This window comes from uncultured Oribacterium sp., assembly GCF_902481605.1.
In the GTDB taxonomy this organism is placed as follows: Bacteria; Bacillota; Clostridia; order Lachnospirales; family Lachnospiraceae; genus Oribacterium; species Oribacterium sinus.
Genome location: NZ_CABSXI010000053.1, coordinates 1 through 14,740 on the forward strand (window position 1 = coordinate 1; position 14,740 = coordinate 14,740).

Genomic DNA, 14,740 nt, shown 5'->3' on the forward strand with positions numbered 1-14,740 from the left:
CCCTCGGTACTTAACAAAAGCGAGCGAAGCGAAGCTTGCGTTTAGTACCGCTAGCCGGGGCGAACTTAGCGGGAGCGTGCCTTGTGGCTAAAGGGTAGCTAGTGCTCCGAAGCTCCCTATATATGCAATTCCCTTGCGTTTAGTACCGCTAGCCAGCCAAGCTTAGCAGGAGCATAGTTAAAAGGTTCTAGTCTCCGAAGCTCCGCATATATGCAGTCCCCCTTGCTATTATCCATTTTCAAGTAGTTAAAAAAGATTGAACCGCCCTACAGCCTTGATTTATAAGGGTGTAGAGCGGTTTTCATCAACACGTTTTGTCCTATAACTCGATTTTTAGATAAAAAAAAGAACCCCGAAGGGTTCTTTTTTTATCAACACAAATTACTCTGTGTAGTATGTCTTTGCTCCTACTGTAACAGCATTTGGATGATCTGTGCTAGAAACAGTGTAAAGCTTCTTCTCACCATTGTAAAGAACTACACCGTTCTTGTCAGTAGCATAGTAGATATCATTGCTGTCCTTTAAGTTAGTCTTGCTAGCCTGTACAGAACCAGCAGTGTTAACCAATACCTGTCCTACAAGAGAACCTGTAGAAGAAGTGTTGAAGTAGTTAACGCCAGTGCTTGTAGCTGCTAACTTCTTAACGTTAGCGGACTGAACTTCAATTCCAGCATAGTTGGAATCATCGTTGTTAGCCTTAAGAACTACACCGTTCTTAGCGTACTTCTTAATCTTAGCTACATAATCATTTGCAGCCTCACCGCTGTTGTTGAAGTACATCTCGTATGTATCATCATCGAAATCTACCTTCTGGTATCCGGTCTTTCTGGAACCGTCCTTCTCACCATCACCGGAGAAGTAGTATACCTTACCGGGAATAGTAAGTCCTGCGTACTGTGTACCAGCAAGATCCTGATAATCATTGTCGCCTACACCGGATGCAGCGTCGAAGTTGTCACGTCCGTTAGGAGAACTTACTAAGCCGGAAACCATACGGCCAAACTCATCGAAGGCATATACCTTACCCTTAATCTTCTTAACCTTATTCTTAACGATCTTACCGCTGTTATCTGCATACCACCAAGAAGCGGAATCGTTCTCATAATCCTTCTGAATATAGGACTCAGCCGGAACAGCCCAAATCCACTGGTTCTTTCTAGCACCGCCATCGCCGTTTACATAAACAACGCTGTCAGATGTCATTGGCTTAGCGCTGAAAGAGCTTCCGGAAAGCTTTGTTGCTGTGGACCAATCCTCGATCATACGACCCTTCTCATCGAAGTAGTATGTCTGTCCGTTGATGGTCTTCTTCTTGTCACGAGAAATCTTACCGTTGTCATCAAAGTAGAACCAAGCAGTGCTGTCCTCACCGTTGTCGTTTACAGTTAACTGTACCCAACCGTGCTGAGCAGAACCGTCATCAAATCCACCGTAGTAGTACTTAGCAGTTGTCCAAGCGTCATCTCCGCTTACAAGAGCAGACTCATCGCCTAACCAACCGTAAAGCATCTTACCTTCCTGGTCGAAAAGATACTTCTTGCCGTTGATAGTATGGATATCAGAAATAGTGAGCTTGTCATTCTTATCTCTGTAAGCCTTACCGTCTGCACCGAAGTACATCCATCTCTTATCGTTTCCGTCCTCTGTGGACTCGTCGAAGGATACCCACTGGTTAGTAACCATAGCACCGTCGCCGTTTACGAAATAGTAATCATCGTTGTTCTGAACAACTTCGTTCTTAGCCATGTTTCCATCGGATCCAAGGTAGAACCAGTAGTCTCCGGACTTTCTCCAAGCATCAGCAACAGCATTTCCCTCGTTGTCAAGGTACTGCCACTCACCTGTGGAATTGTTCCAGCCTGCAGCAAAAGTTACTGCAGAAGCTCCAATAGCAAGTAAAGCTGTTGCAGATAAAGCTGCAACCAATTTTGTTTGCTTTCTCATAATTAATGCACTCTCCTTTTTCATTCATGGAAATAATAATCCAAGTTGCGTGACGATTATAACCCTTAATTCTCTTCCATTCAAGAGTTTTTCTAAAGAAATTCTAATTTTTCTTTATTTTTAGGGCTCGCCCCGTTACCTGTCCCACTATAAACGATGTTTTCCTCTTTGTCTATTACAAAGGAAAAACAAATGCTTACGAAGTTCTTAAGCTAATTCTTAATACTTTCCTAATCAATTCTTTTGTTTTATAGCCGTATGCCCCTGTTGTATGGGATTTTCCATAATACTATTTGTAGCTAAGTATCGTTATGGGGTTCTAATGATTTTTACTCTCCCAGCTTAACCAGTCTCTCTTCTTCAAAGGACTTCTTCATGGCGAAGCAGATTTCTGTTGCCCGGGTTCCGTCATATACGGAAAGATTAGGCTTTTTCTTTTCGATAATACACTGAATAAATTCCTGCATTTCTAAAAGATATGCCTCATCGAATCTTTCCGGGAAGCTTTCCACACATTCCTGTCTTGCTCCATAACGGTCATAAAGGATGGCCAGATTCTTCTCCGGCACGGGACTGATCCTGATGCTGCCTTCCGTTCCCACAATCTCTGTTTCAATATGATAGCCGTGAGCTGCGGTTCTTCCCACATGAAGCTCCGCAATTCCTCCATTTTCCAGCTGGAACAATGCCGCACCGGTTTCTGTATCATTGCAGGATAAAAATTCCGGATGCTTGAAATTTGCTCCCAGAGCATATACTTCCTTCACTTCACTTCCTAAGAACCAACGAATCAAATCCACATCATGGCTAGCCATATCGATAAATAGGCCTCCGCTGGTTGGGGCAAACTTGATAGCACCCTCTACAGCCGCCTCCGGATCGATTCCTGTTGCCTTTACCATATAGGGAGTTCCGATAGCACCCTCTTCAATCTTTTTCTTCGCGTAACTGTAAGAGGGATCAAAACGGCGCATAAATCCCAAGAAGAATACCTGGTCGGGATGGGCCTCCACTGCCTTCTCCGCCTTCTTACATTCTTCCACATCTACTCCAAGAGGTTTTTCCGTAAAGACATGGAAGCCTTTAGCTAGAGCCTTTTCAATCTGATCACAGTGACAGGGGCTGGAGCTTACGATAGCTACCGCATCTAAATCTGCCTTGTCCAGCATCTCTTCATAAGAAGTAAAAGTTTCTGAAACCTTCAATTCTTCCTTTGCATACTGTAATTCCGCTTCCATAATGGAGCAGGCAGCCACCAGCTTTGCTCCGGGAATTTTAAAGGCAATGTTTCTTGCGTGTACCTTTCCTAAGCGTCCCAGTCCTACGATGCCCACTTTAATCTCGCTCATATTTTTCTCCTATTGTTGTATGTTTTCTATTTTGTATTGTTTCCATAAAAAAATCACGGATTTGTTCACTAACAGTGGAGTTATTCTTGCCCACATTTTTTTAGGAACAAATCCGCTTTAGATTCATTTTTCAGCTATTCAATTTTCGATGGAATAGACCTGATAGAAATTTGTCTTATTTCTTTTTCTTCTGCATTCTCTCTCTTGTTACGTCAAGAAGTACGGCTCCGATGATTACCAAACCAAGCACCAGGTTCTGCCAAGCGGAGGGTACGGAAAGCAGGGTGAATCCATTTCTGAGTACCGCAATGATTAATGCGCCCAGCATGGTTCCTACCATGGTTCCCTTTCCTCCCATAAAGGAAGCTCCGCCGATAATGCAGGCTGCGATAGCATCGGTATCGTAAGGCTGGATAGCATTTGCACCGTTGGAGATTCCGGAACGACCGATGGATACGATCCCTGCAAAGCCTGCCATAAAGCCGGAAAGCACATAGCAGAAGGTTAATACATTGTCCGCATTGATTCCGGAAAGACGGGTAGCCTCCATATTTCCTCCGGCACAGTAGATGGAACGACCCAAGGCAGTTTTTGTCAGAAGGATATGCATAAGAATGTAAATCAAAATTACCACTACGAAGCTGATGGGAAATCCCCCTAAGATGGTGGCACTTCCCAGTACCATGATACCTTCTGCTCCGGTGTTGGAGAAGCTGATCATCTGAGAGGAAGTGATAATTAAAGCTGCTCCCCAAAGCACGTTCTTCATACCAAGGGTTGATACGAAGGGGTGAGGCAGGTGAAGACGGGTAAGAAGAAGACCGTTAATCAGTCCCACAACACCGCCTACTACTAACACAGCCAAGAACAAGAATACCGGATTGGTCACTCCCATTCTTACCATAGCTCCTGCTACGCAGGCTCCGAAGGTTGCCGTAGCGCCTACAGAAAGGTCGATTCCTGCGGTAATCAGGGTAAGCAACATTCCGGTGGAAAGCAGGGCGTTAAAAGAGGTCTGCTTTAAGATGGACATTAAATTCGCCTTATCCAAGAAGTTGGGAGAAGCCAATGCCAATGCGATACACAGAATGATCAGTGCCGCAAATGTTCCAATATAATTACTTAAATTTCCTAATTTTGATTTTTGCATCTTATACCTCCCAAGCTGCTTTCATCACGGATTCCTGATTGAAAGCATCTGTACTTCTTGACATTTCTCCGGTGATTCTTCCTTCGCGCATTACCAGTACCCTGTCACTCATTCCCAGGATTTCCGGCATTTCGGAAGACACCATGATGACACATTTTCCCTCTTTTACCAAACGGTTAATCACCTGATACACCTCAACCTTGGCCCCTACGTCGATTCCTCTGGTAGGTTCATCCAGGATATAGATGTCCGCATTGGTATTTAACCACTTTCCGATAACCACCTTCTGCTGGTTTCCACCGGAAAGCTGTCCTACTCTTTCTTCTTGGCTTGGGCACTTAATGCTTAGCTCCTGAATTCTGCCCTCACCCATGCTATCCATATCCTTCTGACTTAAGAACAAGCCCTTCTGATAGCCCTTCAAATTTGCTAAAATCAGATTGTTCTGAATGGACTCATTTAAAATCAGTCCCTGTCCCTTCCGGTCCTCGGTCAGGAAAGCAACTTTTGCCCGGATAGCATCTTTGGGATTCTTAATATCCACCTTCTCTCCACGGATATAGATTTCTCCTCCGTCAATGGGATCCGCTCCGAAGATGGCTCTCATAGTTTCCGTCCTTCCCGCACCTACCAGTCCGGAAAATCCCAGTACTTCTCCGCCGTAAGCCTTAAAGGATACATTGTGAAGCACGCCCTTGCGGTGAAGATTCTTTACTTCCAATAAGGGCTTTTCGGAACGCACGCCTGCCTCCTTCGGGAATTGGTTATCCAGAGAGCGGCCTACCATGGCCTTAATAAGGCTGTCATTGTCCCAATCCGCCACGTCCTTGGTATCAATGTATTCTCCGTCACGGATAACGGTAATCCGGTCGCAGAGCTGGAATAACTCCTCCAGCTTATGGGACACGAAGATAATGCCAATCCCCTGCGCCCGTAAATCTCTACAGATTTTCAAAAGCTCTTCTACCTCTTTTTCCGATAAGGAAGAGGTAGGCTCATCCATGATGATGCACTTGGCATTGGCCAGAAGGGCCTTGGAGATTTCAATCATCTGCTGTACACCCATGCCGTAGTGTCCTGCCGGCTTCCGCACATCCACATCCAATCCCAACTTCTTCATCATGTCCTGAGCTATCTGGTGCATTTTTCCATAGTCCAGTAATGGCCCTTTGTGAATCCACTTGTTGATAAACATATTGTCGGTTACCGAAAGCAACTTCTCAATATTCAGTTCTTGATACACGCAGGATATTCCCGCAGAAATGGCCTGCTGTGGAGTTTTAAATTGTCTTTCCTGTCCTTCTACGATGATCTGCCCCTCATCCGGATGGTATACCCCAGTTAATACTTTAATCAGCGTAGACTTTCCTGCTCCATTCTCTCCGATCAATCCTAAAATCTCGCCTTTACGTACATCTAACTGCATCTTGCTTAGCGCAACCACACCGGGGAAGGTCTTGCGTACATCCTTCAGTTGTACAATACTTTCCTTCATGCTTTCCCCTTTATTTTACTCTTGTGTATAGTGCCTGTTATGATTTTCACAAAAATGTCTTTGAAAAAAATTTCTTTTTTATCTTCTTTCAAGAAAAGGGATGTTTTCTTATGAGGAGAAACATCCCTTTGTTGTGCTTAGATTCACTTCATTTTGCTCGGAAGCATCCGCTATCTTCCGGCTGATTTGATTTTCAAAGCTATGATTACTTTCCTAAGTAAGAGTTCAGGTCATCGAGTCTCTTCTGCGCGTTGTCCTTTGTGATTACGGATACGCCGGAGTTGATGAACTCTGGAAGCTCTGTTCCGTTTAACTTTGCTACAGTTGCCGCTACAGACTTGTATCCCATGTCATAAGCTTCCTGTGCAACGGACATAGACTCTGTTCCGTCAAGGATAGCTTCACATGCGGACTTGATGCCGTCGAAGCCCATGAAAATGGTATTCTTGTATGCTTCGTTACCCTTAGCTGCTCTTGCTGCTGCGATAGCCATATCGTCATTGTTACAAGCGATGATAGCGATTCCTTCCGGGTGGTTCTGCATAATAGCTTCCATAGAAGTTACAGCCTTATCTGCTACTGCGTCAGCATACTGGATTTCCTTCTCCAAGAACTCTCCGCCTGCTTCATTGATACCTTCCTGATATCCCTTCAGTCTTGCAGTTGCTGTTCCGTCTCCCTGTACTCCGGAAATGGAGATGGCCTTAATCTCTGTCCAGCCTCTCTTCTTTGCTTCCTCAACAGCAGCCTTTCCGCCTTCCTTTGCCGCAGTGTCATTTGCAGTTCCTACGAAGGATAATACTTCCTTAGCATCGATATTGGTATCTACTGCTACGATTGGCTTGGTCTGTCCTGCGATAAGAGTCTTAACCAGGTCAGCCTGTAATGGAGCGATAACATATCCGTCATAGCTTCCGGAGTTTAAGTCGGTCTCGATCATGTTCTGCTGCTCGTCATAAGCAGTCTCGGAGCTTGCACCCTTAACCTCAACCTTAACGTTTGGGTGATCCTTCTCAAATGCCTTTGCTCCTGCTACCACATAGCTCCAGTACTCGGAGGAGGTGGTCTTTAAGATTACGTCAATCTTGTAATCTCCTTCGAAGCTTGCTCCTGCCAAGGGATCCTCGGAAGAATCGGACTTAGCCTCAGCCTTCTCCTCTTTCTTCTCTTCCTTAGCTTCCTCGGACTTAGCCTCTCCGGACTTAGCCTCTTCGGACTTTGCCTCGGTTCCTGCATTTTCTGTCTTGGTCTCAGTCTTGTCACATCCTGTAAGAGCGAAGGAAAGAGCAGATGCTGCCATTAAAACTACAAGTGCTTTTTTAAACATTTTGATTACCTCTCTTATAAAATGGATTTTTGTTCCTCTTGGAACGGGTTATTTTATCGATCAAGAACTTTTCTCTTCTATATAGAAGAATTCCGCTCTTAGATTTCACTAAGTTGTACAGGGCGCTTCTCTAACAGAGACTTTCTTGCTGCCATAGCCACGCGTACGGATTCCAAACCGTCCTTACCGCCTACAGGCACTTCCTTGCCCTCTAATACTGCATCTACGAAGTCCTCCATTTCCGCAATAAAGGCATCGTTATATCTCTCTAAGAAGAACCATGTGGGCTTTGCTCCCTCCACACCGGATGCAGTGCTGATATAAGCTTCATTTTCCAGATTGTTGTTGTCCTGTACACAGCCCTTTTCGCAATGTACTTCCACTCTCTGGTCATAACCGTAGGGCGCCTGACGACAGTTGTCGATTACGCCGATGGCACCGTTGGCAAACTTCAAGGTTACGATAGCGGTATCCACATCGTCATACTTTGCAAAGTCAGGATTTACCAGGCAAGCGCCTACTGTGTTTACCTCGGTAATATCGGAGCCTGCAAGGTAACGAACCATGTCAAAGTCATGAATCATCATATCCATAAAGATTCCGCCGGATACAGCTACATAGGACATAGGTGGTGCTTCAGGGTCTCTGGAGCAAACCTTTACTACATAAGGCTTTCCTAACTGGCCGGATGCCACCACATCTCTTACCTTCTTGTGAGAACGATCGAAACGACGAACGAATCCAAGCTGTAATTTTACCCCTGCCTTTTCTACTTCCGCCAAAGCTTCCTTAATCTTATCCAAGTCGGTGTGGATTGGCTTCTCACAGAAAATCTGCTTTCCTGCTCTTGCGGACTGAATAATGAAATCCGCGTGGGTGTCTGTGGAAGAACAAATCAAAACTGCCTCTACTTCTTTGTTTTCAAAAACATCCTTAGGATCCTTGCTGCAGTTTGTGATGCCGATACCCTTAGCCCAGGCTTCCATCTCTTCATTTAAGAAGGGGTCTACTGCAACAATGATTTCTGCGTTAGGAAGACTGTTTTGGATGTTCATGGCATGAAGCTTTCCGATTCTGCCCATTCCCAAAAGTCCCATTTTTACTGTTTTTCCCATAATTCCTCCTTTTGTATTTTTACTCCGCTATCCTTCTTCGGAGCTTTTTACTTCTTTTGTGTTTTACTGCTTTACATTTTTCTCTATAGATTTACTTCGACAAGCTTGTTCCGCCAAATGTTCTATAGCTTTTTTCTGCAAGATTCTGATGAAGTGATGAACTATCTTGTTCCCGACTTATAGTCCGGTCTTCTCGTGAATGTACTTTCTGGCCTTGATAGCGTACTCTAACGGATTTGCCTTTGCAGGATCCTGCTCAGCCTCTACCAGTACCCAACCTTCATAGCCGGATTCTTCGATAATCTTGAACAATGGAGCAAAGTCCACATCTCCGTCACCGGGAACGGTAAAGCATCCTTCTCTTACGCTCTTTAAGAAGCTCCAATGATTCTTTCTGGACTCCTCTACCACAGCCTTTCTTAAATCCTTTAAGTGGATGTGGCGAACTCTGGAAATATACTTCTTTAAAACCTTCTCAGGGTCAATTCCTGCAAAGGAGCAATGTCCGCTGTCGAAAAGCAGGAACACATACTCGGGATCCACTTCCGCCATAAAGCGGTCGATTTCTTCCTCGGTCTGTACTACGGTTCCCATGTGGTGGTGGAAGGTAAGAATCATGCCCTCTTCCTTGGCAATCTTACCCAGCTTGTTTAAGCCCTCGGTAAGCTTCTTCCACTCCTCATCATTCATCACATACTTGCCTTCCAAAATAGGCTGATCCAGCTTTCCCTGGGTGCTGTAGCTTTGCTCGGAAACACCGATTCTCTTTGCGCCAACAGCCTTTAAGAATGCCAGCTCCTTACGGAAAGCCTCTTCTGTCTCCTCGTAGGGCTTGGAAATCAGGAAGGAGGAGAACCAACGGTTACAGATGGTTAAGCCTCTTAAGTCCAAAGCCTTCTTCAGCTCTACAGGATCTGTAGGATAGTGACTTCCTACCTCTGTTCCGGAAAATCCTGCCAAAGCCATTTCGGAAACGGTCTGCTGAAAGGTATTTTCCTTTCCCAAATCCGGCATATCATCATTGGTCCAGCCGATGGGGGCAATGCCCAGAGAAATTTTTTCCTTGTTTAACATAGTTTGCTCCTTTTTCTCAACTCTCGCAGCAATGCTGCTTTTATTTTCTACAAGAGAATGAGCTTCTGTTTCCTTCCTCTTGCTTAAAACTTTGCATCATGTAGCCAGGTGTAGCGCTCATCCTCGCAACGGTCTGTCTGGTTCCAGGGCTTTCCCGGCAAATGCCGAATCATCCAGCAGGTATACATCAAAAATCCCGGTGCTACCGCCTGGGGATGTAAGCATCCTCCGGGGATTGCGGAAAAGCTTCCGTCTACGGATTTGAATACCTCGTCTCCTACGAAGCTGGCGCCAAAGCCTTCCGGTCTGTCAAACTTGAAGTAATAGCATTCCGGCTGATCGTGTCTATGGGGCAGGTAGCCGGACCAGTTTCCTCTATCGTTTAAGACCTCTCCCAAAACCATGTTGGAAAGGGGGGCAATTTCATGGTCGAAAATGGTGTTTACCTGACGGTTGGCTACATTGCCAAACTTTCCCTTTGCGCCGGAGTAAATCCAGGGCGCATCCTTTGGCTCATAAAACTCTGTGGGAAAATCCTTTTCATTTTCCGTACACTGTACAAGAATTTCGCTATCCTCCAGAGCCCTAATCAAAACCTCTTTTCCCTTGGAAAGATGTACTGCATAGGGTCCTTCAGTAAAGACATCCTTACGGCTTCCTTCTTTTTCCGTTCCTTCATAGACAAACTTGATTTTTCCGGAGAGAAGCAATACGGCAAACTCTTCCTTTTCCTTGGAAAAACGTCTTTCCTCTCCCTTTTTCATCCGATATACCCGGATGTCCATCAGCATATCCCGGTATTCATTTTCATAGGTGCAAAGAATCTGCTCGCCCTCCGCACTGAACTCCGGATATCCAAATACTTTTTTCTCCATATTCCCTGACTTTCTTTAGTACTTTCTAGCCTCTTCTCTGTGACGAATCACTTCTTCGTAAGCTTCCTTCACGGATTCCTTCTTGGAAACTGCTGCCATTCCCACATCCCACCAAGCTTCATAGCCGTTGGTCATGGTCTTTGGAATGACCTTTAAGTCAAAGAGACAAGTTCTATCCTGCTTCTTCGCATCCTCTAAGGCCTCTTCCAATTCCTGGACAGTCTTACAGGTATAGGTCTTTAAGCCGTAGCCCTCTCCCACCTTGGCATAATCCACAAGAATCAGCTCGCCCTCAGGCTTCTGTCCTGTGGTATAACGGAACTCTGTGGCAATACTGCCTACGCCGTGGGTCATCTCCAGATTGTTGATGCAACCGAAGCCGCAGTTGTCAAAGACAAGGATGTTTACCTTCTTCTTTTCCTGCACGATGGTCATAATCTCGGAGTGAAGCATCTGGAAGGAGCCGTCTCCCAACACTGCATAAACTTCCTTCTCCGGCTCTGCCATCTTTACCCCAAGGGTTGCAGCAACTTCGTAGCCCATGCAGGAGTAGCCGTACTCTGCGTGATAAGCGTAGCGGGAATCTGTTGTCCAAAGCCTCTGCATACAGCTGGGAAGGGAGCCTCCTGCTGTGATTACGATACCGTCTGCAGGCATCTTTCTCCGAAGAGCGGCAATTGCTGCGGTCTGGGTAAGATAGCCTTTAGTCTTTTCCACAAACTCCGGAATGGTTCTTGGGTCTCTTTCCGGTACCAATGGCTCGAATCCCTCTTCCTTGTAGGCATATTCAGCTAAACGATTATATTCCTTATCCCATTCCGCCTTACAGCTTTCGATTTCTCCCTTGTAAGCGGAACGATAATTCTTTTCTCTTAATGCCTTAGCCAGTTCTTCCAAAGTAGCCTTGGCATCTCCTACCGCCTTGATGGCATCCATCTTATAGGCGTGGTAGCGGTTGTTGTTAATAGTAAGAACCTGCACTCCCTCTTCTCTGAAGAGCCACTTGGAGCCGGTGGTAAAGTCTGACAGGCGAGAACCGATAGCCAGCACCGTATCCGCTTCTTTGGCAATACGATTTGCCGCCAAGGTTCCGGTAACACCGATTCCTCCTAAGCAATACGGATCACTGGAGTGGCAAGCGCTCTTTCCGGCCTGGGTCTCTCCGAAAGGAATATTGAACTCCTTACAGAAGGCTTCCACAGCCTCTCCGGCCTCACTGTACTTTACGCCTCCTCCTACAACGATAAGAGGTTTCTTGCTCTTAGAAATGGCATCTGCCAAATCCTGCACTTCTTCCTTCGCCGCAGATACTCTGCTGATTCTGTGTACTCTCTTTTGGAAGAAATACTCCGGATAGTCGTAGGCTTCTCCTTCCACATCCTGGCAAAGACCGATAGCCACCGCTCCGCACTCGGAAGGATCGGTAAGGACTCTCATGGCCTGAATCAGGGCGGACATAATCATTTCCGGTCTAGTAATTCTGTCCCAGTATTTGCAAAGTGGCTTAAACGCGTCATTGGTGGTTACCGCAAGACTGCCTAAGTTCTCCAGCTGCTGTAAAACCGGATCCGGCTGTCTGGAAGCGAAGGTATCCGCTGGGAAAAGTAACAATGGAATATTGTTCACTGTTGCTGTAGCTGCTGCTACCAGCATATTTGCAGAACCGGGACCTACTGAAGAAGTACAAGGAATAATTTTTCTCCGATTATGCTGCTTAGCAAAGGCGATAGCCGCATGGCACATTCCCTGCTCATTTCTTCCCTGCATTACATGGAGGCTTCCGGGATTTTCGTCCAAAGCCTGACCGATTCCTAAAGCAATGCCGTGACCGAAGATGGTGAAAAAGCCTTCTACAAACTTGCTCTCTTTTCCGTCAAAGCACACATACTGCTGATCCAAAAACTTTACAATGGCCTGTGCCACCGTTAAACGAATTGTCTTCTCCATTTTTCACTCCTATACTCTGGCAATCATCTCTCCATACTGTTCTTTTTCTTCCTTAATGAAGGCCTGAAGCTCTTCAGTTGTAGGAAGATCCACGGAACAGTTGTTGGAGCGAACCATCATTGCCGCCTCTGCAGAACCGTTTTCCAAACAAACAATCATCTCTTCTCCCTTAAATAAAGAAGATAAAAATGCTGCATTGTAGCCATCTCCACCGCCGAAGCCCTTTCTGGCCTCTACCGGGAATGGCTTAATGCTATAGGCCTTTCCGTCCTTGGTATAGGCTGTAGAGCCCTTCATACCATGCTTGATAACCAAAATCGTGGCGTTTTGAGAGAACCAGTATTTAGCACTTTCCTCATCACTCATGCCCTTTTTGATGAACTGCTCTGTTAAGTCAAATTCCTCTCTAGAGCCGATAATCAAGTCCGCTTCCTTCGCCACCTGTGCATAATAGATGCCGATTTCATCCTGATTCTTCCAGTTATAGGCACGGTAGTCGATATCGAAAATGAGTTTTACGCCATTTTTCTTTGCCAGCATCACAGCCTTTAAGGCTGCCTCTCTGGAGGGGCTCTCCGCCAGCGCGGTTCCGGAAATCAGAATCGCCTTTGCCTTCATGATATATTCCTCATCAATATGCTCTACGGAAAGAGATAGATCCGCCGCCTGGTTTCTATACATCAGGATGGAGCTTTCCGACTTGGAGCGCATCTCGGTAAAGGTAAGTCCAAGCTTCTCTCCCTGCTGTGCCCGAACAATGTGACTGGTATCCACGCCCTTTTCGGAAAGGAAGTTAATCACGAAGTCTCCAAACTGGTCATCGGATACACAGGAGAAAAACCCTGCCTTTAAGCCATGCTTCTGTACTCCCAAAGCGGAGTTTGCAGGACTGCCTCCTACAAACATTTCAAAGAAATGCACCTGTTCCAAGGGCTTAAACTCTTCCTTTACTTCCTTGGAGTATGCCGGATTAAAATCAATGGCTACTCTTCCTAAAAAAATAATATCCAATTCTTTACTCTGATCCAATGAAAACAGTTCCATTTTTTCTCCTCCGAAAATTCTATTCTTTTCCTGCAAACACCAGAATATGGTGTTGTGCCGTCTTTTCTACTTCCTCAACTGCTCTTTTACTCATCTTATAGAAGTCTCCCTTGGGATTCTCCTCACAATATTCTTTACAAGCCTTTACCACTGCCGCAGCCAGAGCTGTTGCAATGTTTATTTTCTGAATGCCCAGGTGGCTGGCTCTTTGGAAGTCTTCATCAGAAATCCCTGAGCCTCCGTGAAGTACTAAAAATTGTTCCGGCAATGCCTGATGAATTTCTTCTAAAATATCAAACCGAAGCTTCGGTTCCCCGTCATAGTTACCGTGCTTGTTTCCAATGGCAATGGCTAAAGCTGTAACGCCCGTCTCTTGACAAAATCGAAGGGCATCTTCCTTCTTGGTATAGGCCACGCCATGATCCACACCGCCGCCTTCTCCCTTTCCTACTAATCCAAGTTCCGCTTCCACATCCGCATCATACTTTTTCGCCATTTCGATTACTTTTTTGGTATTAGCGATATTTTCCTCTATCGGAAGAAGAGAGCCGTCATACATGACGGAAGTGAATCCCATCTGAAGAGCCTTCTCAATAGTTTCAAAGGTCAAACCGTGATCCAAATGCACTGCAATATCAATAGAAGAATTCTTCGCTGCTGAAAGCATCATGGGCCCCATCAGTTCCAGCGGTGCTGTTCCGAATCTTGCCTCTGCCAGCTGCAAAATCACAGGAATCTCTAGTTCCTCAACAGCGGCCATAACTCCCATCAGACTTTCCATACTGTAAACACTCAGGGAGGCACAGGCTCTGTTCTCTTTTCTTGCATTTTCCAGCAACTTACTCATCTTTACCAGTGGCATTTGATTTTCCCCCTTAACTATCTAATACTTTCTCATTAATTATGAAAAATATTATCAATTCATTGCTTTTATGTCAATACAATTTGCAAATTATGGTTAATTTCTACCTATTTATGGGTAAGTTTTTGTAAAATTCAACAGATAAGCTTTGGAGATTTCATAAAATTTATAAGTTAACATAAAAAGGGACTTACTCATCCTGTTTTTTTAAGTAAAAAGCAGAATGAAAAGTCCCTTTTGGATAAAATCTAATTAATAAAGAAGCTTCACATGATTTTTCCCCAGCATCTCCACATAATCCTCCGGTGGACAGGTATCTGTAATCAGACAGTCAAAGTCCTGAAAATCCCCAAAGGTATAAAGAGCCGTTTTCCCGAATTTCGAATGATCCACCATCAGATTCTTGATTCTGGAGCGATCCAAAACCTCTTTTTTAATGTTGTATTCATACGCGGAGGCGTTTGTCATACCCTTCTGCAAAGATACTCCGGTAGCAGCCATAAAGGCCTGATCGATATTGTAAATCCGAAGCTGTTCCACCGTTTCCAATCCTACAAA

The 14,740-nt window shown here is 45.2% G+C and carries 11 protein-coding genes and 1 pseudogene; all 12 read right to left on the reverse strand.

Going from position 1 to position 14,740, the window contains the following annotated elements; translation table 11 throughout:
- Positions 1 to 381: 381 nt before the first annotated feature.
- Positions 382 to 1,968, reverse strand: coding sequence for a hypothetical protein (locus RDQ32_RS08580; RefSeq protein ID WP_308580027.1), 1,587 nt, complete (start codon positions 1,966 to 1,968; stop codon positions 382 to 384).
- Positions 1,969 to 2,273: 305 nt separating this feature from the next.
- Positions 2,274 to 3,293: a Gfo/Idh/MocA family oxidoreductase gene (locus RDQ32_RS08585; RefSeq protein ID WP_308580028.1), complete on the reverse strand. Its 1,020-nt coding sequence runs from the start codon at positions 3,291 to 3,293 to the stop codon at positions 2,274 to 2,276.
- Positions 3,294 to 3,468: 175 nt separating this feature from the next.
- A complete protein-coding gene (locus RDQ32_RS08590; RefSeq protein WP_308580030.1) occupies positions 3,469 to 4,443 on the reverse strand; it encodes an ABC transporter permease in 975 nt (324 codons plus the stop codon).
- A gap of 1 nt (position 4,444) precedes the next feature.
- Positions 4,445 to 5,938, reverse strand: a complete 1,494-nt coding sequence (locus RDQ32_RS08595) for a sugar ABC transporter ATP-binding protein (protein ID WP_308580032.1) — start codon at positions 5,936 to 5,938, stop codon at positions 4,445 to 4,447.
- A gap of 205 nt (positions 5,939 to 6,143) precedes the next feature.
- Positions 6,144 to 7,265 (reverse strand): sugar ABC transporter substrate-binding protein, encoded by a 1,122-nt coding sequence (locus tag RDQ32_RS08600; RefSeq protein ID WP_308580033.1) that lies wholly within the window; start codon positions 7,263 to 7,265, stop codon positions 6,144 to 6,146.
- A gap of 98 nt (positions 7,266 to 7,363) precedes the next feature.
- Positions 7,364 to 8,380: an inositol 2-dehydrogenase gene (iolG, locus tag RDQ32_RS08605; protein ID WP_308580035.1), complete on the reverse strand. Its 1,017-nt coding sequence runs from the start codon at positions 8,378 to 8,380 to the stop codon at positions 7,364 to 7,366.
- A 177-nt stretch (positions 8,381 to 8,557) separates the two neighbouring features.
- Positions 8,558 to 9,454, reverse strand: a complete 897-nt coding sequence (gene iolE / locus RDQ32_RS08610; protein WP_007157889.1) for a myo-inosose-2 dehydratase — start codon at positions 9,452 to 9,454, stop codon at positions 8,558 to 8,560.
- A gap of 83 nt (positions 9,455 to 9,537) precedes the next feature.
- Entirely contained in the window at positions 9,538 to 10,329 is a 792-nt protein-coding gene (locus RDQ32_RS08615; RefSeq protein WP_308580037.1) for a 5-deoxy-glucuronate isomerase, read from the reverse strand.
- Positions 10,330 to 10,344: 15 nt separating this feature from the next.
- Complete coding sequence (gene iolD / locus RDQ32_RS08620; RefSeq protein WP_308580038.1) at positions 10,345 to 12,276, reverse strand: 3D-(3,5/4)-trihydroxycyclohexane-1,2-dione acylhydrolase (decyclizing); 1,932 nt, start codon at positions 12,274 to 12,276, stop codon at positions 10,345 to 10,347.
- 9 nt (positions 12,277 to 12,285) lie between these two features.
- On the reverse strand, positions 12,286 to 13,320 hold the full coding sequence (gene iolC, locus RDQ32_RS08625) for a 5-dehydro-2-deoxygluconokinase (protein WP_308580040.1): 1,035 nt from the start codon (positions 13,318 to 13,320) through the stop codon (positions 12,286 to 12,288).
- A 19-nt stretch (positions 13,321 to 13,339) separates the two neighbouring features.
- Complete coding sequence (locus RDQ32_RS08630) at positions 13,340 to 14,182, reverse strand: ketose-bisphosphate aldolase (RefSeq protein WP_308580041.1); 843 nt, start codon at positions 14,180 to 14,182, stop codon at positions 13,340 to 13,342.
- Between the two features lie 252 nt (positions 14,183 to 14,434).
- A pseudogene (locus RDQ32_RS08635) lies at positions 14,435 to 14,740 on the reverse strand (DeoR/GlpR transcriptional regulator); the annotation flags it as partial.

Coding starts and splice junctions, on each gene's coding strand:
- iolD (WP_308580038.1), bottom strand. CDS start 12,276: ATGGAGAAGACAATTCGTTTAACGGTGGCACAGGCCATTGTAAAGTTT.
- RDQ32_RS08595 (WP_308580032.1), bottom strand. CDS start 5,938: ATGAAGGAAAGTATTGTACAACTGAAGGATGTACGCAAGACCTTCCCC.
- RDQ32_RS08630 (WP_308580041.1), bottom strand. CDS start 14,182: ATGCCACTGGTAAAGATGAGTAAGTTGCTGGAAAATGCAAGAAAAGAG.
- iolE (WP_007157889.1), bottom strand. CDS start 9,454: ATGTTAAACAAGGAAAAAATTTCTCTGGGCATTGCCCCCATCGGCTGG.
- RDQ32_RS08585 (WP_308580028.1), bottom strand. CDS start 3,293: ATGAGCGAGATTAAAGTGGGCATCGTAGGACTGGGACGCTTAGGAAAG.
- RDQ32_RS08600 (WP_308580033.1), bottom strand. CDS start 7,265: ATGTTTAAAAAAGCACTTGTAGTTTTAATGGCAGCATCTGCTCTTTCC.
- iolG (WP_308580035.1), bottom strand. CDS start 8,380: ATGGGAAAAACAGTAAAAATGGGACTTTTGGGAATGGGCAGAATCGGA.
- RDQ32_RS08615 (WP_308580037.1), bottom strand. CDS start 10,329: ATGGAGAAAAAAGTATTTGGATATCCGGAGTTCAGTGCGGAGGGCGAG.
- RDQ32_RS08580 (WP_308580027.1), bottom strand. CDS start 1,968: ATGAAAAAGGAGAGTGCATTAATTATGAGAAAGCAAACAAAATTGGTT.
- iolC (WP_308580040.1), bottom strand. CDS start 13,320: ATGGAACTGTTTTCATTGGATCAGAGTAAAGAATTGGATATTATTTTT.
- RDQ32_RS08590 (WP_308580030.1), bottom strand. CDS start 4,443: ATGCAAAAATCAAAATTAGGAAATTTAAGTAATTATATTGGAACATTT.